Consider the following 22,251-nt stretch of genomic DNA (forward strand, 5'->3'; position numbering starts at 1 on the left):
ATTTTTTAACATTTTGTCTAAAATTACCGAAACTCAAATGGCCAGTTTGAGAAAAACAGGACAATCTCTTAATGACTATTTTAATAATAAAAATTAATACAATGTTATTTATTTTCATTGAATTTCAAACTAAGACGTCGACTTTAATGATTTATTGTATACCAATATTGGGCAATTAATTTGCTAAATGGATTCAAACTTTATGTCCCTTTGTTATTCTTCTGAACCCCCTATGTTTTCCATCGTACCATTGTATTTCAGTATCATCGTTTCAGGTAAAAAATGATCAAATAGTATTTTTGTAAAGAAACCATGCCCTACAAAAATTTCATTCCCATCAATTTCTATCTTAATACCCTTATTTTCAAAAGAAAATATTTCGCGACGATCGTGGGGATAATCTTCGAGATATTTTTGTAGTTCTTTAGGGGCTGACCAAGAGGCCTTAACACCCAAATCATTAGAAAATTTAATAAAATTATTGTAATCAATACCAATATAAACTTTCATCCGCCCAAAAACAATATCCATGATAATATCTTCCGAAAAAGGTTTCAGGAAGATGGGTTCACAGATTAGTATTCCCCTGCTCGCCATTAAATCTACGAATGGGAAGGGATCGCAGAGCTGTTTTAGAGTAAATTGCCCCGGTATTCTCCAGTCATTTTTGTACATCCCGACATGTACAATTGCTCCCACACTCGTATACGCCCAATCCTTTGTTTCAAGCTGTTTTGAAAGACTTATTAAATCTCCATGATATGTTTCCAATGTAAAATCATTCTCAACGATGAAAATAGTAGTATCCTTGTATTTCGGATCCGGACCTTTATGGTCCTGAACAATTTTTGCTGCACGGTCTGTCTTACCTTTCTGTACAACCATTCTTTTGATCTGTTTCATAAACTTACCATCAAACTCATCAGATAATTTCTTTTCATCGAAATTATCATCCGTCAGCTTTCTTTCAGCAATGATATCAAGTGCTTTAAAGTTCATATGACCAGACTTAATCTCTGAAACCTTTATACCTTCCTTATCTGTAATGAGACAATCTCCCAACTGAATATTGTTCGTTATATCACTGATCAGACAAAATGCATCTGGATCAGCGTTGACCTGATCTGAAAAGTTAATTACGTATTCAAAAGATTTGTCCAATAGGTCTTTGACACCCTCTTCACCAGTGTACAGTCTACGATACAAATAATGTTCCCCATTAACCATCTGCCAGGCTATCGAATCAGCAAGGTTTTTGAAAATGCTTTCCTGATACTCTATAGTCTTAACTTTTATTAAAATTTCCTCAACTAGCTCCTTATTACGTTCCTGTCTGGCAATCTTGAGTTCTTGTTGTACTTCCTTTGATTTTTCCTGTAGCTGCCGCAATTCTAAAAGTATTTTCTTCTGACCGACTTTAAATCCATCCAGAACAGCCCTTTGAAAGCCACGGATTTCATGTTCATCTTTTTCAACCGAAAAATCAGCTGTTCTGTGTCTTGAAATATCTTTGAATATATCCCTTACTTTGGTTTCAAAGGCTTCGGTTTCTTCTGCAAATTTCATGATTTAGTCTGTTAAATGATTTTCGAAAAAGATAGCCATTTTATTTCTATTAAAGAATATCAAATGAACGAAAAATCCTTTGTCATCATAAACTTCCAAATGATCTTAAGTCATCAAAACATTATTAAAGAGTCCATTTTCCCCAATTCGTTATTTGCGATGCGACGGAACCGTTTCAAAAAGCAACCGTGCAACTATTCAGTGAAAGAAAAATTATGTATTTTAATAACATTATTTTACTAATTTTATTTAAAGAAACTTCCAAAAACTATTAACCATGTCTAAAATCGCAATATGCATTGGAGTAAATAATGTCCAAAATTTCACACCTCTGAAAGGTGCTTCAAAAGGTGCTGTCGAATTTTCCAAATGGGCTACAGCTCAAGGCTACGATATAAAACTATTTACGGACGAAAACAAAAATTTTATTCGTGTAAAGGATATATACGATTGTATCAATCAATGCCTAGAGGAAATGACATATAACCAAATTATTGTGTATTTTTCGGGACATGGCATCTCACGCGGACCTAATCAGGAATTCTGGTTTCTTTCCGAAGGCGGTAACAACCAAAATGAAATAGTTGATCTGACCCGCTCTGCTGATAATGCCGTAAGATGCCAGATTCCTTACGTGCTATTTATCTCTGATGCCTGTCGATCCTTACCAACGGATGAAATCCATACCACCGGCGGACAAACTATATTTCCAAACCAAAAAATTGATTCAGGTAATACCATAGATATATTTTATGCAACAAGACCTGGTGCGCCAGCCTTTGAAATTGCTGGTGACAGCTTAAAAGAGGCACATGGAATATTTACAGAATCCCTGATCGCCTATTTGTCAGGTGAATTTCTGGAGACAATTGTTAACAATACTATGGAAGACGGTGCTAAAATCCAAAGATATCTTGACAAATATTACGATGTAAAACAACTTACTGCCGACATCAATTATAAACGTTTACGTCAGCAAAATCAAAAATGGATTATTTCCGGGCCTGAAGTGGATTTAAAATTAAAGGAATTCGTTGAGAGTAGATCCTATGGAATTACAAAAGGGCAGTCGCCAGAAATTAGAGTCAACAATCATAAAAAGGAACATCCACTAGCAACATTCACAGATGAACAAGGAAAAAAACTAATCCTTAACAGTGTAAAGCCACCAGAACCAATAACCCACCCAGCAAATCCTCTTCCTTATAAAATCACTAAAATGGAACAATTGAGAGAGTTTTCAGTAAATTTATGGAAGGAAAGGTCTTATGTCGATCATATTAGGAATAAAGTAGCATATTTAGCGGAAGAAAAGGTATTCGCTTCGGATCAACTTTTCAATGATCCTACTTACAACAATTATACAGGCATAGAGGTCACTGGTGAAGAAATTATTGATCTTATTACCCCATCTGCCGCTCAGAATGCACCTTGGACACATAGAAATAAAAATTCAATCTCCTTTCACCCGGATGATTCTTATCGACCAACTTCATGGAGTCTTTTAACACTAAAAGGTAATAGATCTGTACCAATAGCCATCATTCAAGGTTTTATCGCACAGCTTATCTTTAAGGACGGATACCTTTTTACAGTTAATTATTCACCAGCAAAAACTAATCGTTACACATATGAGGATTACCAGTCGAAGAAAGATGAAATAGCTAAAAAGCGTAGTTTAGTTGCGATTTCCGCCAACAATGGATTTAATTATACAGAAGCATTCCAAAAGGTAGACTTTGATAATTTTTATGGATCATATAATGATGCTGGCAGTTTCCTAAGAATGGGTAAATCCTTAGACCCAGCACTTGGATTGTATGCAGCATACGCTTTTAGGGAGTCTGGTGATTTCGACAAGATCAGATCTGTGTACAAGTACATGGCTATGGATAACCCCTATGTACCCTTTGATGTTGCCATGCTTGCAGGAAAGCTGAACTCTGATAAACCGACAGCCGCATTTTGTCCTTTAATGTCCATCGGATGGTCTTATAGACATTTATATGAAGATTTCATTAATCAGAAAATAATCGATGCCACAAAATATCTGGAACCTGGATTGTGGACAACATTTACAAGCAAAGGAACCGATTTACTTATCTCCGAAATTCTAAATAACCAACATATATGAAACTAGTATTATTACATGGGCGTTCACAACAGAAATTTAATGAAAAGAACCTAAAAGACCAGTGGATAGCTGCACTCAAAGAGGGGCTACAAAAAAATGGACTTTCTTTGAACATTTCCGAAGAGGATATTATCTTTCCTTACTACGGTAAAATGCTGATGAAGTTAATAGATGACAGAAATAGTTATCAGGAGGATGTCATCGAAAAAGGATCTAATGGTGTAGACCCTGAATTTGCACTATTCTGTTCGGAGTTTCTGGGTCAGGTAGCTGTCAATGCAAACATTACAGATGATAAAATAGCTGCTATCGGGAATATAGCAGTTACGGAAAAAGGTCCGCAAAACTGGCCTTGGGTGCTTGCAATTTTAAGAGCAATTGATTCTGAATCCGATTTTGGACAGGACACCCTCTGGGCAATTACAAATGATGTTTATCATTATCTAAAAAATCCCTTTATACGAAAGACGATCAATGAGTTTGTTACTTCTTTTCTACCTGACGAAAAATGTGTCTGGGTGGGACATTCTCTCGGAACTGTCATTAGCTATGATATCCTCAGCAAGTATAATATTCCTAATATCAATGAAATAATTTCAGTTGGCTCACCATTGGGAATGAAAGTAATAAAAAGAAATCTGGAAAGCCCATTATTGATGCCGCCCTGCTCAATTAATGGTTGGTACAATGCTTTTGATAAGAACGATACAGTTTCCCTGTTTCCGTTATCAAAACCCCATTTCACAACCGATCCAATAATTACAAACTTCGAGGGGGTTAAAAATGACACAAAGAACAAGCATGGAATAACAGGATACTTAAAAGATAAAGAAGTCGCTTTAAGAATTTATAATGCACTTACCAATAACTAAGTTGATATCTACAGAAAGCTAATATAAAGAAAGTAAAAAGGCAGTCTATTATTGACTGCCTTTTTAATTTTCCACTTTCTGAAAATATTTATCTTTGATCTTATCAAAAAACTTACACCTTAATGAAATCATCTAGGATATCTGAAAGAATAATGTTTCCGAGATATTCATCGCTATCTTCCTCGTCTCGTTCCACTATATCTTTGTAAGCGCAGTAATAATCACAGATGAGCTGAGGCATACTTTCTCGCGGATATTCCAGAATCACTTTCGAAATCAAGGTTTTATCCATACTAAAAGAATAATCTTCGAATTCAACAAATTCCATACTAGGATATTCAGCCAAACTGAGCAGTAAATCAAGTTTTTGCGGAAGTAGATCGCCTATTCCTAATAAAAATTCCAGCGTTAATTTGATCATATGTTCATTTTCTTTTTCCACCGCCCGAAGATAATTGGAAAGTTCTGCTTCGCGCAGGCACATCCCTTGTAGAAGATTTTCATATTCGGCCTTAAATTCTTTGGTAATGCTGTCATAGAGCCGTTGACTTTCTTCAAAGATGCCAGCATCTCTGTTAATCCTAGGTCTTATATTTTTATTATAAGTTTGTTGCTTATATTCTAGAAATTCAAAACGATCTTGTTCTGCTGCCATCTCTTCCCAATTCGAAATACAGTCCAGTATTTTCTTTTTTATAGCCGTATCTTGCTTGATCGCAACATTATAGATCAGGTTTAAATAGGCATCTTTATCATTTGGAACAAAGCAATAATCTTCTTCATCAACCCGGGTAAATAACGCAAAAAGGTCTAAACGTTCATAATTATTGCGGTCGAAAAACACCTTAAAAATAACCTCTTTTTCAAAAGCAAACATGGGCAGTCTAAAACAAGTGTTCTCCATCTCATATTTTACTATTTTAGACAATGGATGATCATTCGTGACTGTATATGCCCCTGTCAGGAGAACTATCCTAAAAATAATCTCTTCCAGATCATTTCTATCTCGTGAAAACATAAATTCATGCTCATGGAAAATTTCTTCCTCTTGATTCTGCCATTTCGGAATATTCCTCATAACAATAGGTTTCCCGCCAAATGTCATTTCATAATGTACTTTGAATTGTTCAGCAAATTGTCGCTCTGTTAAATCCCAGCCAATCTTTGATACAACCTCTTTTATAGTCAAAGTAGGATCATCCAGTTTATAATTACGTGCCAATTCAATTTTCATTCTAATTAGGTAGTCTCGCGGAGTAAACTCCGTATTCCGTTTAAAGTCTCTCTTGAATTTTGAAATTGAAATTTTGTAGGGTTTCCGCAGCACATCGACCTCTCCAATTGAAATATGACCGACGTTCTCTTTTATATATGTTATAATCTCCTCTATATAAGCCATAGTAGTTTTTTAATGAGTTGTATTGATTTTCAAAATTATCACTTTGCTTATTACTAGAAAAGGAAGTTCAAGGGCAATTTAGGAAGTCTGGAGTCAAATACATGCTCCCTTATAGAACAAAACTTTTTTACAGCATTATTTCTTTATTTTTTCTGGGGCTAATTATCCAATCAAAATACAGGAACCCATATTAGAAAAGCACTCCAAATATCAACGGCTTATAGAATATTGTCTGACCATGCTGAAAGAAACTGGTTCATTATTTCTATATAATGTTCCGCATCCTCTTTCTGCATAATCAATCCGGGATGGGCAACATCATTTCTCTTTTCTCTAAGTTCGTTTATTAGGTCAATTTGTAAAGCTAATGGATCTTGAAAGATAGCAGGTAATATTGTACTCAATAAGTTATATTCTGTTGTACTGCAACAAGCTGATATACTGTTTATTCCAAATTTAAATTTTTCTAGAGATCCTTGCATCACACCAATTGTCCATTTCTTTGTAGCATGAACAGATCCGAATAATTTCTTTAATTCATTCTCCATTGCTCTTCCATACTGGAGAACCACTGGAGAAAAATCAGTACCCTCTTTAATATTATGCAAGAGATATTGTCCAGATGCCAAATAATCTACTGTTGTAAGATCCATTTTTGAAGTATTTAATATTAACGCGACATGCTGCAGATATCGAGCTATATCGGTCCTGTTACCATACTCATCAATTTTTTCTTGCAGCAATGAAATCTTGTCCTCATTCTCTACAAGATTCTTTTTCAGCTCTTCAAATTCGACTACAAAAATGTCTCTTCTGATGTTAAGAAGACTCAACTGTAAATTGTTGGATTCATCAAAGAATCCACTGTCAAACGCTTCATAATTAATCCCGCCATCATCTTCAATTACAATTATCTCCACTTGCGCCCTGCCTGCCTCAATAGATTTTAAGTTTCTTAAATAAAATATCTTGATCAAACTTCCTGATTGCTGTTCATTAGCAACCAGATTTTGGAATTTACGTATCAGATACTCGCTGTGCGTCTCTATCACCAATTGAATATTATACTTTTTATTCGCGTCATAAAACATTTCCGCAAGCAATGACTGCCATTTAGGATGTAAGTTAGTTTCGGGCTCTTCGATCAAAAGTAAACTTGGATCAAAATGATCTTCATAATACTCTCCCTGGTCACCGTAATTATGGACGATCCGTTTATTTTTTTCTGCCAATACACTGATCTGGATTAATAGCAAAACAAGCTGTTTGATACCATAACCATAATCAACAAGCTCTCTCTTATCTCCATTATAATCAATAACTGATACAAATATTAACTGATAGTCGAGTCTGAATTCTATTTCCAACTTTTTCCCAATCTCAAAAGCACTTAGATACTTATCTACAAAATTATAAGGGTCAGATTGCAAGGGAACGTATGCCTTTAGCAAATTAATAAAAGGAGAATTAACGGAAGCATTATAAATTCTTACATGCTGCTCACGAACCGTTGATAGATAATTTATCGAAAGTATACGGCGCTTTAAGACATCCAAACCTTTTTTGAACGTTTCTTCTAGAACATTATATTTACTAATATTTTCGTCCGTGCTATCGATATCTCGCCAGATCAAATTATCTCTAATTATCTCCAACGCACTTGCATAAAAAACGCCCTCTATTTCCAGTTGCGGAAAGAATATTTCAGGAGGTTCAAAGTCTCTGCCTCTAATCTTAAGTTTACCTTTCTGTTTACCAATTTCTTTTAGCTTATCAACAAAATCTCTCCATTTTTCAATATCTGGTTTAGATCTGAAAGAGTTCAAGACAACAGAAGGGATAAAGCAGTAGTTATCCTTTTCGGCAATACCATCAACCCAATCAATCCATTTTGTGCTCCTATTCTCTTCAATATAAAAATTATAAAATTCTAATATTTCTGACAAATATAAGCTCAACTTCACAGAATTAAGTTTCCATTTCACCAAGCCCACTATGGGATCCTCGTCTGGTCTGGCATATATCCCATACATTCTCCATAAATCCTTTTTAGTAATATTAGGATCCTGAATTTGCTGTTCATATTCCAGCATTTCCCGTTCGAGTTCCTTTGCGTGATTGGCAACTTCCCACTCAGTTGGTTCCCTATACTCGAAAAACAAAAGACTGTCATTATCTTGACCGTCAAAAATTTCAATTTTTCTGAGTTTCCCTTTATAAAAATCCTTTGTCAAAACAGCATAAGTAAGCTTAATGTATGTGTATTTATGACCAAAGAAATTGAAGGGTAAGGAAATCACAATTTCCTTATTTTCTTTGTTGAACAACAAGTTTTCAAGATTTCCCAATAAGTGCTCCTGATCCGTTAAATCTAATTCATATGGAAAAACATTACCACTAACGCTGTTCTTCAACAACTGCATTCCCTTAATGATAGAGCTTTTGCCCGAATTGTTAGTACCGGTTAGCAAAGTGATCGCGGATAAACTCTCGAAAAAACCGTCCTGATCATCAAATATCCTGAAATTTTTAAAACCTACAATATCGATTGGAAGCATATTTATTTGTAATCTATAATTTAATTGACTACGACCTTAGTTGTTTTCCATGTTTTGACCTCAAACAAAACTGCAGCATCGCCGGTATTATTCCAGACAGGATTTCCAAGATTCCAGAATAACGTATATCTTTTATTTTTTCCTCCGTTAATTTCTTCTGTTTTAGTGATACCACTTTTGGTATAGAAGAGAACTTCATCGCCTTTTTTAACATCCCTTGGGGTAAACCAATGCATATGCCTCATTTTGTTGGATATCGCAGTATCGCCAACATAAGTTGTATCAATAACAATGTAGTAGCGTAGATTACAATCTTCGAGAACTGAAATATTTACACGTTCAGAAGCGAGGGTTCCATAATCAATGACACGGTTAATTTTTAAATTCATAATAGGTTATTTAGCTTTCAAAGCAATTTAAGAGTTTTTTCAATCTTAACAAAATGAATTCGAATAGTTGAAATAGAATCGCTAGGAGTACTAGAGGACATTTCCGCTAATATTTTTTAAATCTTCTGCAATATATTTTATTTGATGATTTCAAAAATACCCTCCGCAAAGGTTATAAAACGATTTTTCAGTTTGGGAATTTAACTTTGTCGGTGAAACAGTCTTAAAAATTGTGAATATACTTCTAACTCCCTTACAGTTTTTAAAATAAGCTGTATATCAGTTTCATGCACCAATTTCTTTGGAATTTTTTTAGAGAATAAAATTCATATGATTTTTAATAATATTCCGTAAATATACTAGTGTTAAAATTTAATGAAACTATTACATTTGTTTTTTTACACAAATTTATAAATCATAAATATGTCAAATAGATCTTTACGTTCATTTAAATATTTTGAACTGGAATTAAAATCTCTTGCAAGTTTCTTAATAGTCAATAATCCAAATTTTGAAGAACTTAGTAAAGTGGATATATGGGAAATTGAAACTATTAAAAATGAAAAATTACGAATTGAAAATTTATTAAATTTTGAACCTACAACAACAGATTTTATTATACGAGGTTTCGAAAGGAACATTTCATTTTTAGGTAGAGAATTAATTTATATTCGGATAATTTCTGCACTTGAATTATTTTTGGTACAAAGTGTTCGAGATGTTTTTAAACAAACGACAGAGCCATTTAAAAGCAATATTAAGCGGATTGAGTTAAATTATTCACAAATATTAAATATTTCTTCTGTTAGTCAGATTCGAAATCAACTTTTGAATAAAGAAACAAGACCATTATCTAGTACGGGATATGAAGATGTCGTTAAATATTATAAAAAACAGTTAGGATTAGATATAAGTAGTTTGGGTGTAGGGCTCGAAAAAATGAAATACTATCACCAGATAAGACATATATTAGTACATAGATTAGGAAAAGTGGATAGTCTTTTTAAAAAGCAGTATGGATTTAATAAAACATACATTCAAGTTAATGAAGAATTGTTGTTGAATTTATTCAATGATGTATATAGCTATGCACAAAAAGTTGCGGAAAAGGTAGTTAATCTAATTAATTCACATTCTAAAATTGAAGTATACAAGAAATTCAAGGGAGATAGATTAAAACTTGAGTTTGACTCTAAAATCACAGACAAAGTAAATTTTTTAGAACCCGAATTTCATTTCTGGGTAGGAGATGAAATATTTTACCTGGAAGATTTAGGGGTGCACATTATTTCAAAAGGTTCAAAATATATTGTTGAGATATGGGGTGAAACTGAAGTTTTAAAAGCATACAAAAAAAGCGCAAAACAACGTTTAAGAACATCAAAACATTTTGAAAATATCATAATAAAACCCATACCACATCCAAAAATGTTTAACGAATCAATTATTCTTGCTGTTAGCAAACTTCTACCAAACGGCTTATGGCCAGATGACACTCGAAAAGTAGTTGCAGCTAAGTTGGGAATTTCAAATAGCAATGTTGATAGAATAATTAAAGTATTGAACAACAGAGGAATGCATTTGAAACCAGAATAAAAATTACAACGATGTCTAAATGCTTTTGAGCATCAAAATCTGACAAATATTTTTGAAGTAGCTATCAGACAATTTTTTTAACCTCCTTAATTTCATTCATATTTGTATACAATTAAATAATTTACAATTTCTTAAAAATAAGGAATTTTGTAAGTTTAAATTACTGCTAATATTCCTATTATGACACTAGAGCAATTACTTGATTACAGCGATGCTATAAAAGTTCAAATTAAAAAGCTAAATTACCATAAAAATGACGTTAGACATGGCTTTTTTGGTCTATACTATTCTAGCATTTATGATTATTATATTGGGAATGTTTTTTTTCAATTGGCAAAACATATTGCGGACGGTCAAATACAGTTTACAGAAAAAATTTACAGTTTTAGGGCACACGCACAACGATTATATGAAATACAAAAGCATCCTATATTAGTACAAGGTTATAAAGGTAATTTAAACAGAAATATACTACTTAATGTGTGGACATCTTTTGAAACAAGTGTTTCTTTAATATTTGAAAAAATAATCCTAGAAGACGATATTCCAAAGATTATTCTCAAACTAAATGAAAAAATCGTTAAAGCTATTGAGAGTGTAGATGCTATTGATATGAGCCTCTAATTGATATGTCTGTCTTTCATCTGATTGACTTATACAAAAATTGTTTACAACTAAATTAAAAGCAACAGTCAATGATTATAAATTTTTTATAGTTAATAAATACCTTGAGTGTCAGTGAAATTTGCTGATCTTAATTGGATTAAATCTTCAATCAGATGTTTCGAGATTTGTTCATCTTGGACTACAAACCATCCTTTTTAAGGGTGGTTTTTTTGTTTGTAGTTTAGACAAATTAATTCCGTTCAAAAACAATCACTTATACTTTTTTACATAAAAAAAATGCATTTTTCTAATGAAGCTCTTGCTTATAAAGAAAAAAGCTGTAAATTTGCATCACCAAAATAAAACAGACCCATAGTGTAACGGTAGCACTCCGGTTTTTGGTACCGTCAGTTGGGGTTCGAATCCCTGTGGGTCTACAAACCATCCTTTTTAAGGATGGTTTTTTTTATTTCTATAAAGCACAAAAAAAGGACAGATAAACATCCATCCTTTTAAAATATCTTTTAACGAAAAAATACCATTATCCTTGTTTAGGTTTGTACAGTTTATACATTGCATACAAAAACGCCAGCCATACCGGAATTAAGATCACCTGAATTTCCATTCCTGTAATACTCATCAATACCAAAATAGCCACTAAAAATAAAATACAGATATAATTGGATACGGGATAAAATATGGAAGGAAATTTCGTTTTTTCACCTGATGCTATTTTACTTCTTCTGAATTTTAAATGCGTGTAACAGATCATCAACCAATTGATAATTAATGAAGACACCACTAAAGCCATCAAATATTCAAAGGCTTTTTCAGGAACTAATTTATTAATGATAATACAAATTCCTGCAAAACAGGAAGATATAAGAATAGCATTAATAGGAACACTATTTTTATTTAATTTCTGTAAAAATTTCGGAGCATTTCCCTGTTGGGCTAACCCAAAAAGCATTCTGCTGTTACTGTAAACACTACTGTTATAAACGGATAAAGCGGCTGTTAAAACAATCAAATTCAAAACATTAGCAATCAAAACATTGAACTGAATCACTTTTCCAAACATTGTAAATTCCAACCCATTCAGATTTTGAAAAACCATTACAAACGGACTTGAACCTTCTGTAATTTCTCTCCACGGGCTCAATGAGAACAATATAACCAAGGCTCCAACATAGAAAATAAGAATCCTGTAAATCACCTGATTGGTAGCTTTAGGAATTGTTTTCTCGGGGCTTTTAGCTTCTGCAGCGGTAATTCCGATCAATTCTAATCCCCCAAAAGAAAACATGATCATCGCCATTGCCGCAAAAAGACCGGAATATCCTTTTTCAGTATGATTGAATAATCCTTTTGGGAAAAAACCTCCGTCATTCCACAAATTAGTAACACTTGCTTTATCACCGCCAGTTCCGCTTATCAATAAATAAATGCCGAAAATAATCATGGCAATAATCGCCACTACTTTTATAATCGAAAACCAAAATTCTGTTTCTCCATAAACTTTTACTGACGCCAGATTTAAAGCATTAATTAAAATAAAAAAGAATAAACTTGAAACCCAGAGAGGAATTTCCGGCCACCAAAAATGGATATAATGACCAATTGCCGTGAGCTCGGCCATACTTACGAGAATGTAAAGAATCCAGTAATTCCAACCGGAAGCAAATCCGGGAAATTTACCCCAATATTTATATGCGAAATAACTAAAACTTCCCGAAACAGGTTCCTGAACAACCATTTCACCAAGCTGGCGCATGATAAAAAAGGCAATAATTCCGGCCAAAGCGTATCCTAAAATCACCGATGGACCCGCCAAAACTGCTGCGGGACCAATTCCAAGAAACAGTCCTGTTCCGATGGCGCCTCCAAGGGCTATTAATTGAATGTGTCGGTTTGTAAGACCTCTTACTAAGGTTCCTTTTTCTTCAGTTTTATGCTCTTCGCTCATTAGAATAAATTATTGCTTAAATATATAAAATATCAACAACAATCCATCTTCCAGAGAATAAGCTTACAATCGCCTACCTTCAATAAAAATTAAGAGAAATCTAAATGCTTTGCAATTGCCTTAAGTAAGGTGAAAAATTTTTATAAATATTCCTTGGGAACCGAAATATTATTTTCTTTCATGTAATTTAAAAGTTCGTGATATTTATCTTCAAAATCATTTGTTTCACATTTGTGCGAGATACTACATATGTCAGAAGGTTTTATATCTAAAATTCCTGAGATCTTGTTTAAAATATCAAGATTGATCTTCACTTTAGAATTTTCAATATCGGAATAGGCCTTTTGTGAAATTCCCATTTCAAAAGCCATGTATTCTTGGGTAAAATCTTTACTCCTTCGAATTTTTCTAATGTTTTGTCCACATATCTTCATCCTTTTTGTTTTAGTAGTTTTCGGTATATTTTAGAAGTTTATCTAATAGCCTCAAACAAAGTTAATAAATACCTTTGGCAAAACATTATACACGTTACATGATATTTATTTCATCCTAAAATTTGGTTTAAAAATTTACCCAATAAAACCATTTTAAAGGAAAAATTTATCACTTCGGTACACACAATTGGAATTATGGAGACGCAAAGATTTAATTATGACAATAATATTGTCAGAGCATTCTTGTATGCTACTATTGTATTTGGTTTGGTCGGATTTTTACTCGGTCTTACGGCTGCTTTAATGCTTTTTTACCCAGAATTACCTGAGTTTTTATTCGGAACAGATGATACTACGATTAAAAGTTTAGCATCCGGAAATATTCAAGGGTTGATCAATACACAAGGAGCGATGGGATTTGGAAGAATCAGAATGCTTCATACAAGTGCCGTGATCTTTGCATTTGTCTGTAATTCATTCTTTTGCGGAGCTTATTACAGTATGCAAAGATTATTAAAAACAAGAATGTACAGTGATACTTTATCTTGGTTGCATTTCTGGTCTTGGCAAATAATGATTGTAGCAGTTGTAATCACTTTTTTAATGGGAATCAATACTTCAAAAGAATATGCAGAGCACGAATGGCCTATTGATATTTTAATTGCATTCTCATGGATCATCTTTGGTATCAATATGTTTGGAACGATCGCAAAAAGGAGAGTAAGACATTTATATGTAGCCATTTGGTTTTATATCGCAACCTGGATTGCTGTTGCCATGCTTCATATATTTAATAATCTTGAAGTTCCGTTATCATTTACAGGCTGGAAATCATATTCCGTGTATGCGGGAGTGAAAGATGCCTTGGTTCAATGGTGGTATGGTCATAATGCGGTTGCATTTGTATTAACGACTCCGGTTTTAGGCTTGATGTATTATTTTATGCCTAAAGCTGCTGACAGACCTGTCTTTTCATATAAACTTTCCATTATTCACTTTTGGTCTTTGATTTTTGTTTATCTGTGGGCAGGTCCGCACCATCTTCAATATACCGCTTTACCGGCTTGGGCTCAGGCAGTGGGAACAGGTTTCTCCATCATGCTGATCGCTCCGTCTTGGGGAGGAATGCTGAATGGACTTTTAACCTTAAGGGGCGCTTGGGATAAAGTAAGAGAAAATCCTATCCTTAAATTCTTCGTCGTAGCCGTTACCTGCTATGGAATGGCGACTTTTGAAGGTCCACTTTTAGCAACAAAATCTTTAAATAAAATAGGTCATTACACAGACTGGGTCATTGGCCACGTACACTTAGGAGCGCTTGGATGGAATGGTTTCATGGCTTTTGGAGTTATTTATTATTTGATTCCTGTAATGTGGAGAACCCAACTTTGGTCTAAAAAATTAGCCAACTGGCATTTCTGGCTGGGAACTTTAGGAATTATTTTCTATGCCGTACCAATGTATATTTCAGGTTTCACACAAGGATTAATGTGGAAACAATTTAACCCGGACGGAACTTTACTCTATAAAAACTGGCTGGATACCGTAACTGCAATTATTCCTTACTTTAAAATGAGGTTTGCAGGAGGTCTATTATATCTTTCAGGGGCAATCTTAATGGTTGTAAATGTTATTAAAACAATCAAAGCCGGATCGTTCCAAAAAAATGTACCTGCAGAAGCACCTGCTTTGGCCAATGTCGGAAGCAGCAGAAAAGAAGGCGAAGGCGCGCACCTTTGGCTGGAAAGAACACCAAAATTATTATCCATACTAGCTTTTGTAGTGATTTCAATTGGAGGATTAATAGAAATCGTCCCTACCCTATCTCTTAAACAAAGCGTTCCTGAAATTAACGCCGTGAAACCTTATTCACCATTAGAATTAGAAGGAAGAGACCTGTACATCCGAGAAGGCTGTAACTCATGTCATTCTCAAATGATCAGACCTTTCCGTGATGAGGTAACCAGATTTGATGGTAAAAACGGGCAATATTCAAAAGCCGGAGAGTTCGTTTATGACAGACCATTTCTATGGGGATCAAAGAGAACAGGCCCCGATTTACACAGAGAAGGAGCAAGAAACCCGGATTCATGGCACTTTAAACATATGTATAACCCAAGAATTACTTCCGCAGGTTCTATTATGCCACGTTTCCCTTGGTTAATTACCAACAAACTGGATCGCTCTCAAATGGTTGATAAAATGGAATTAATGAAAAACAGTTTCGACGTTCCGTACACAAAAGCTGAAATAGATTCTGCCGGAAAATGGGCAGATAATCAATCCAAAGCTATTGTTAAAAGAATTTATTCTGAAGCTACCGATGTAAGAGATCAGGTAGAAAAAGACAAAGCAACGAAAGGATCTTCATTCATTCCGCTTGAGCAGAGAGAAATTATAGCAATGATCGCCTATCTGCAAAGATTAGGAACCGATATCAAGACAACGGAGATCAAAACAGCAAGCATAAAGTAATCATTAAATTTTATTAGAATGAAAACGAGAACCCCAATTTCAATATACATTGCTGCAACAATTGGTTTAACGATCATGGCATTCGAAATGTTTGCACAGGATTCAGGATATTTTTCTTCGCCTTTTTTCTGGGCATTGATATTGATCACGACCATATTACTTCTCATCATGAATTCTATTGGAGATTTGGTTGAGAATGAAAGATTCAGCAGGTTATCAGAAGAAGAGAAAAGAGAATATTTAAACGAAAAAAATATTCCTTACTATCAAAAATTGTGGAATTCGGCCTTTAAAAAACAATCTGCAACCGAGGAAAAAGACATTTTAATAGATCATGGTTTTGACGGTATCACAGAACTTGATAATTCTTTACCCAAATGGTGGATCGGCTTATTCTGGTTCGGATGTATTTTCTGCGCAGTCTATTTATTCGCTTTTGCTTTCACAGATTACGCTCATCCGGAAGCTGAATTGAACAAAGAAACCAAAATCATGTTAGCCTCCATCGCAGAATATGAAAAAACAGCTCCACAGATCAATCTGGAAACTGCAAAATATAATGCCGACAACATCGCAGAAGGTGAACAATTGTTTAAAACAAATTGCGTAACCTGCCACGGCGACGGAGCAAAAGGAGGAATCGGGCCAAATCTTACCGACACACACTGGATCAACATCAAAGAAAAAAGTTTATTTAAAAATGTATTCTGGATGCTTGAAAACGGCTCTCCAAACAATCCGACCATGCGACCTTTCATTAAAGAAGGAACCATCACAGGAAGAGATGCCGAAAAAATCGCAGCTTATGTGTATCACATCAATCAGGAAACAACACCTATTACCGAAGCTCAGGGAGGTGCGGCACCTCAGGGAGAAGAAGTAAAATGGGAAAATAACAACGAATAAAATTTATCCATAGATATAAACCATACCCTCTTTTAAAATTTACATTTGATTTCATTTTTGCATCACACCTTTTCAACGAAAAAAAATGATTAAAAGGGGGTTTTTAAAAAATTAACATAAATCCACGTCTTGGCTGTTCTTATCAACTAATTCACTTGACTAGCTAAACTAAATTCCATAATAGTCAGCCAAGGCAGGATTTTTGCACTTTGAAAGAGGTACCACAACAAAGAAATTTAATAATCAATGAAAAATGATTTATTATCTTTGTTACAAATCACTCCACTTTTGAAACAAAAATTTAATAAAAAAAAGATTCTAAAGCGTATTGCAATAACCTTTATTTCAATATTGGTTTTACTCACTCTGCTTATATTCAGCTTAAGGCTTCCGGCAGTTCAAAACTTCATCAAAGACAAACTGGTTGTCTATCTTGAGAAAAAAATTAAAACAAAAGTAAGCTTAGAAAGAGTTTATATAGGGTTTCCAAACAGTCTTGTTATGGAAAATTTGTATTTAAAAGGACAGAATATCGACACCCTTCTTGCCGTTAAAAAACTGGATGTAGGTTTAAATATGCTTAAACTTATCAATTCCACCGCAGATATTACTTCTGTTGATCTGGAAGGCGTTCGTGCGAATGTGGTAAGAAAACCGGACGGAAAATTCAACTTCGATTACATCATGGATGCTTTTGCGACGACTGATAAAGAAGAAAGTCCGTCAAAACCATTCATTATTTCTCTTGATAAAATTAATTTAAAAGATATTGGCGTTACTTTCAACGATCAACAGTCTAATAATGATATTAAATTATATTTCAAATCTTTCGATACCAGAGTTAAAACTTTTGATTTAACTAAAAATACTTATGCCGTTAATGACATTAATCTTGACGGATTAAAATTAAAACTTAAACAAGACCTTGTAAAAGAAGTTTCCAAAAAAGTAGAGAAAAAAGTGGATTCTCTGAACAATCAAAAACCAATGCAGATCGGGTTGAGAGGGATTAAATTAACCAATTTCGATATCGATTATGGAGACGACAATACCAAAACCTTTGCAAAAGTTTTATTTAAAGAATTAAGCACGAAAGTCAACAAGCTTGATCTTGAAAACAATGCTTATAACGTTGGAAATGTAGTACTTTCAGGAGCAGATATTAATGCCAACTTATATCTTCCGGCACAAAATGCCAATCCAAAAAACACAAAAGAACCTGAACCATCAACCAATTCCGATAAAGAAAAAGCAATGAAACTTCTTTTAGGAAAATTGGTTTTAAATGATGTAAAAGTAGCTTACAACAACACCGCGATCGCTCCTACAAAACAGGGAATGGATTTCAATCACATGAATTTCTCAAAAATGAATGTTGAAGTCCGAAGCTTTAAAATGGAGAATAATACTTTCGCGGGAACTGTAAATTCAGCGGAAATTCAGGAAGCAAGAGGTTTGAATATTCAAAAATTCAACACCGATTTTGTGTATGGAGAAAAAGAAGCTTACCTGAAAGATCTTTATCTACAGACTCCAAAAACGCTTATCAGAGATGAGGTAATTTTAAATTACAACTCGATCGAACAGTTAAGTTCAAACCCTGGAACTGTAAAAATTTCAGCGAATATTAAAAATTCTAAAATTGGATTTTCTGATATTTTAAATTTGGTTCCGACGTTAAGAAACACTGTTCCATTCAATAAATATCCGAACGCGATATTGAATGTAAATGCCAATGTAAAAGGAATTGTGAACGATCTGTTGATTCAGGATCTTAAAGTTTCAGGATTGGATCAGTTGCGCGTTGCGGCTTCAGGAAGAATTAAAAATGCGATGAATCCTGATAATCTGTATTACGATCTCAGAATTGCAGAATTGTCTTCATCAGCCAAAACAATCTATAATTTAGTTCCTAAAAATACGATTCCATCCAATATTTCTCTGCCGTCAAATTTCAGCATAAAAGGAACTGCAAAAGGTACAACGAAAGTGGTAGATACCAATCTTAACCTGTATTCTACCCTAGGAAATGCTGCAATTATTGCTCAAGTAGATATGCGCAGAAAAAACCATGAATTGTATGATGTGAAAGCCAATCTTCAAGGTTTACAGATCGGGAAATTCATTCAGAATAAAGATATTGGACCAATAACAGCTCAAATTTCGGCAAAAGGAGAAAGTTTTGACTTTAAAAATGCAAATGCCAACTTGAAGGGACATGTTGCATCGGCAGTTTACAAAGGGTACCGTTATCAGAATATGGATTTGACGGGAAAAATCAACCGTGGCGTTTATAATATTGTTTTAAATTCTAAAGACCCGAATGCTAATTTAAAATTAATCGCTTCCGGAGTTTATAACGAAAAAAATCCTACGGTAAAAGTAAATGGAGACATCATCAAATTAGACTTAAACAAACTTGGTTTCTATGATAAACAAATGATCATTGGAGGAAAAATTGACGGAGATTTCACCAATCTTGATCCTGATAATCTGAACGGATATTTAAATCTTCAAAATTTTGCTTTTTCTGATACGAAAGAAGTGTATCCGATTCAGGAAGTTAATCTGAAAGCTTCTTCAACCAATGATTCAACTAAGATTGTTTTCAACTCCCAAATTGCAGATGTTGAACTTACAGGAAAATATAAATTAACGCAAATCTTCGGATCTTTAGCCAACACAATTAATCAATATTATCAGTTCCAAAAGCCTGGTAAGGCTCAAAAAATTGCTGCGGGACAACATTTTACTTTTAATGCTAAAATTAAAAATGATGATCTGATCAGAAAATTTGTTCCGGATCTGAAAAGTTTTGAAACGATCAATCTAGTTGGAAATTATGATGCAGATTCTCAGAAAATTGAGATTGACGGACAAATTCCACAATTGCTGTACGGTGAAAATTCTATTGAAAATGCTTCATTAAAAGTTACAAATGAAAATCAGGCTTTACAGTATAATTTGGGTGTAGCAGCATTGAAAAGCTCAAGTTTAGCTTTAAATAAGGTGAATATCAACGGAGATGTTGCCAATAATATTATCAATTACAACATTACCACAAAAGATGAAAAAGATGTGACTCAATTCCTGATCGCAGGAAATGCAAAATCACTGAATGACATTACAGAAATATCTTTAAATCCGAATGGTTTAAAATTAAATTATAGTGATTGGACGGTTGGCGAAGGAAATAAGATCCAGATCAGCAGCAAAGGAATTTTAGCTGATAATTTCAGACTTTCCAATGGCGGAAGCGAAATTTTATTACAATCTGAGACTCAATCTCCAAATAGTCCTTTAAATGTTTCGTTGAAAGATTTCAAAATTGAAACCATCACAGAAATCATTAAAAAAGATACCGTTTTAGCAAAAGGAGCTATCAACGGAACCGCTCAGCTTCGAGATCTGACAAAAAATATGACATTTAATTCTGATCTTACTGTTTCAGATTTATTTGTCTATGGAAATCCGGTTGGAAATCTTGCCGTGAAAGTCAACAATACTTCACCTAATCTTTTAAATGCTGATATTGCCCTTTCCGGAAATGATAATGATGTGAAAATCTTGGGAGATTACAACACTTCTTCAAGCACATTTGACCTGAATATGGCGATTAACAAGCTTCAAATGAAATCTGCACAAGGATTTTCGATGAACGCCATCACCAATACGGAAGGTTATCTTTCAGGAAACCTTAAAATTACCGGAAGCGCCGACAAACCGAATATTTTAGGAAAAGTAAAATTCAATGATGTTGGTTTAGAAATTGCTAAAACTGGAAGTGATTTCAGAAAGCTGAATGATGAGATCGATTTTACAAGCAGAGGAATTGAATTTGATAAATTTAAAATAAACGATAAAGACGGAAATTCATTGGTTGTGGACGGACAGGTTCTTACTCAGACCTACAGAGATTTTGCTTTCAATTTAGATGTAAACGCGAAAGATTTCAAAGTAGTTAATTCAGAAAAAACCAACGATGCGATGATGTATGGAATTCTTGCGATTGATGCAGGGCTCCACATTCGCGGAAATTTAGATCTACCAAAAGTTGACGGACGACTGGCCGTTTCTGATGATACAGATTTCACTTTTGTACTTCCGCAAACAAGTCCATCATTGCAGGAAAGAGACGGAATTGTTGAGTTTATCGATCAGGATCAGGTAGTTTTAAACAAAACCATCAAAGCAGATTCTCTGAAAGCTCAAAGCCGTATCAAAGGAATGGATGTGAGTGTAAATATTGAGGTGAGCAAAGAAGCTAAAATGTCTATTGTCATTGACAAAGCTAACGGAGATTTCGTAAAACTTCAAGGTGAAGCTGAATTGACAGGCGGTGTCGATCCATCAGGAAAAACTACTCTTGTCGGAGTCTACGAAGTGGAAAAAGGATCTTATGAACTTTCTGTGAGTCTTCTTAAACGTAAATTCGACATCCAAAAAGGAAGTACCATAACCTGGACAGGAGAACCAACTGCAGCAAGAATGGATATCACGGCCGTTTACAAAACGGAAGCCCCTCCTATTGACCTTGTAGAGCAACAGGTAAGCGGAGAAGACGCTTCGATACTGAATCAGTTTAAACAAAGAATTCCTTTCAATACATTATTAAAAATGAAAGGTGAATTGCTGAAACCTGAAATCTCATTTGATATCACGACAGATGAAAAAAATAACGCTGTTTCATCAACAGTAACAGATATTGTAGATGCAAAACTTACCCAGCTGAGAACCGAAGAATCTGAACTTAATAAACAGGTTTTTGCCCTTCTATTACTCAACCGTTTCATTGGTGAAAATCCGTTTGAGTCCGGTGCGGGAATGTCAGCAGAAGCGATGGCAAGACAGAGTGTGAGTAAAATTCTTTCACAACAATTGAACAATCTTGCATCAGGTTTAATCAAAGGAGTTGATATTGATTTAGGTCTTGATTCATCGGAAGATTATTCAACCGGACAAAAAAATACAAGAACCGACTTGAATGTAGGTTTAAGTAAAAAATTATTGAACGACCGTCTGAAAGTGACAGTTGGAAGTAATTTTGCCCTGGAAGGTGATGCCCGACAAAATGAAAGCACCACAAACATTGCCGGAGATGTAACCGTAGATTACAGCCTTTCAAAAGATGGAAGATATATGCTTCGTGCGTATCGTAAAGATGAATATCAGGTGGCTCTTCAGGGGCAGATCATAGAAACGGGAGTTGGTTTTATCATCACTTTAGATTATGACAAATTCCGTGAGATCTTCCAGAAAGCTAAAAAAGACAGACGTAAAAAAGAAAATAAAAATAACCAAGTGGTAGAATTTAATAAATAGACGCCAGAGCTATTAGAATTAATCACAG

General features: G+C 34.3%; 13 protein-coding genes and 1 tRNA gene. 8 read left to right on the plus strand and 6 right to left on the minus strand.

Annotated features, from left to right (window positions below; genetic code table 11):
- Nucleotides 1-213: 213 nt before the first annotated feature.
- On the minus strand, nucleotides 214-1,566 hold the full coding sequence (locus EG348_RS03390; RefSeq protein ID WP_123980678.1) for a hypothetical protein: 1,353 nt from the start codon (nucleotides 1,564-1,566) through the stop codon (nucleotides 214-216).
- Nucleotides 1,567-1,843: 277 nt separating this feature from the next.
- On the opposite strand from EG348_RS03390, the gene EG348_RS03395 reads away from it, so the two are divergent.
- A complete protein-coding gene (locus tag EG348_RS03395) occupies nucleotides 1,844-3,700 on the plus strand; it encodes a caspase family protein (RefSeq protein ID WP_123980680.1) in 1,857 nt (618 codons plus the stop codon).
- A 107-nt stretch (nucleotides 3,701-3,807) separates the two neighbouring features.
- A complete protein-coding gene (locus EG348_RS03400) occupies nucleotides 3,808-4,572 on the plus strand; it encodes a hypothetical protein (RefSeq protein ID WP_123980682.1) in 765 nt (254 codons plus the stop codon).
- A 112-nt stretch (nucleotides 4,573-4,684) separates the two neighbouring features.
- Here the strand turns inward: EG348_RS03400 and EG348_RS03405 are convergent, their stop codons facing one another.
- From EG348_RS03405 to EG348_RS03415, 3 genes are all read right to left on the minus strand, one after another.
- Nucleotides 4,685-5,971, minus strand: coding sequence for a helix-turn-helix domain-containing protein (locus tag EG348_RS03405; RefSeq protein WP_123980684.1), 1,287 nt, complete (start codon nucleotides 5,969-5,971; stop codon nucleotides 4,685-4,687).
- A 218-nt stretch (nucleotides 5,972-6,189) separates the two neighbouring features.
- The gene (locus EG348_RS03410; protein WP_123980686.1) at nucleotides 6,190-8,529 is read right to left on the minus strand and encodes an AAA family ATPase; all 2,340 of its coding nucleotides are present in this window, start codon (nucleotides 8,527-8,529) and stop codon (nucleotides 6,190-6,192) included.
- Nucleotides 8,530-8,549: 20 nt separating this feature from the next.
- Nucleotides 8,550-8,765, minus strand: a complete 216-nt coding sequence (locus tag EG348_RS03415) for a hypothetical protein (protein ID WP_123980688.1) — start codon at nucleotides 8,763-8,765, stop codon at nucleotides 8,550-8,552.
- 576 nt (nucleotides 8,766-9,341) lie between these two features.
- Between EG348_RS03415 and EG348_RS03420 the strand changes: the two genes are divergently transcribed.
- The 3 genes from EG348_RS03420 to EG348_RS03430 all read left to right on the plus strand — a co-directional run bounded on the left by EG348_RS03420 (nucleotide 9,342) and on the right by EG348_RS03430 (nucleotide 11,557).
- Nucleotides 9,342-10,514: a hypothetical protein gene (locus EG348_RS03420; RefSeq protein WP_123980690.1), complete on the plus strand. Its 1,173-nt coding sequence runs from the start codon at nucleotides 9,342-9,344 to the stop codon at nucleotides 10,512-10,514.
- Nucleotides 10,515-10,694: 180 nt separating this feature from the next.
- Nucleotides 10,695-11,138, plus strand: coding sequence for a hypothetical protein (locus tag EG348_RS03425; RefSeq protein WP_123980692.1), 444 nt, complete (start codon nucleotides 10,695-10,697; stop codon nucleotides 11,136-11,138).
- 348 nt (nucleotides 11,139-11,486) lie between these two features.
- A tRNA-Gln gene (locus EG348_RS03430) sits at nucleotides 11,487-11,557 on the plus strand.
- A 104-nt stretch (nucleotides 11,558-11,661) separates the two neighbouring features.
- Here the strand turns inward: EG348_RS03430 and EG348_RS03435 are convergent.
- Nucleotides 11,662-13,086, minus strand: a complete 1,425-nt coding sequence (locus EG348_RS03435; RefSeq protein WP_123980694.1) for an amino acid permease — start codon at nucleotides 13,084-13,086, stop codon at nucleotides 11,662-11,664.
- Between the two features lie 140 nt (nucleotides 13,087-13,226).
- Complete coding sequence (locus EG348_RS03440) at nucleotides 13,227-13,520, minus strand: helix-turn-helix domain-containing protein (protein ID WP_123980696.1); 294 nt, start codon at nucleotides 13,518-13,520, stop codon at nucleotides 13,227-13,229.
- Nucleotides 13,521-13,715: 195 nt separating this feature from the next.
- On the opposite strand from EG348_RS03440, the gene ccoN reads away from it, so the two are divergent.
- The 3 genes from ccoN (at nucleotide 13,716) to EG348_RS03455 (ending at nucleotide 22,223) form a co-directional block, all read left to right on the plus strand.
- Nucleotides 13,716-15,995 (plus strand): cytochrome-c oxidase, cbb3-type subunit I, encoded by a 2,280-nt coding sequence (ccoN, locus tag EG348_RS03445; protein WP_123980698.1) that lies wholly within the window; start codon nucleotides 13,716-13,718, stop codon nucleotides 15,993-15,995.
- 18 nt (nucleotides 15,996-16,013) lie between these two features.
- Nucleotides 16,014-16,901 carry a cbb3-type cytochrome c oxidase N-terminal domain-containing protein gene (locus tag EG348_RS03450; protein WP_123980700.1) on the plus strand — a complete coding sequence of 296 codons (888 nt, stop codon included), beginning with the start codon at nucleotides 16,014-16,016 and terminating at the stop codon, nucleotides 16,899-16,901.
- Nucleotides 16,902-17,189: 288 nt separating this feature from the next.
- Nucleotides 17,190-22,223: a translocation/assembly module TamB gene (locus tag EG348_RS03455; RefSeq protein ID WP_123985014.1), complete on the plus strand. Its 5,034-nt coding sequence runs from the start codon at nucleotides 17,190-17,192 to the stop codon at nucleotides 22,221-22,223.
- The last annotated feature ends 28 nt before the right edge of the window (nucleotides 22,224-22,251 follow it).

This window comes from Chryseobacterium sp. G0201 (assembly GCF_003815655.1).
GTDB lineage: Bacteria > Bacteroidota > Bacteroidia > Flavobacteriales > Weeksellaceae > Chryseobacterium.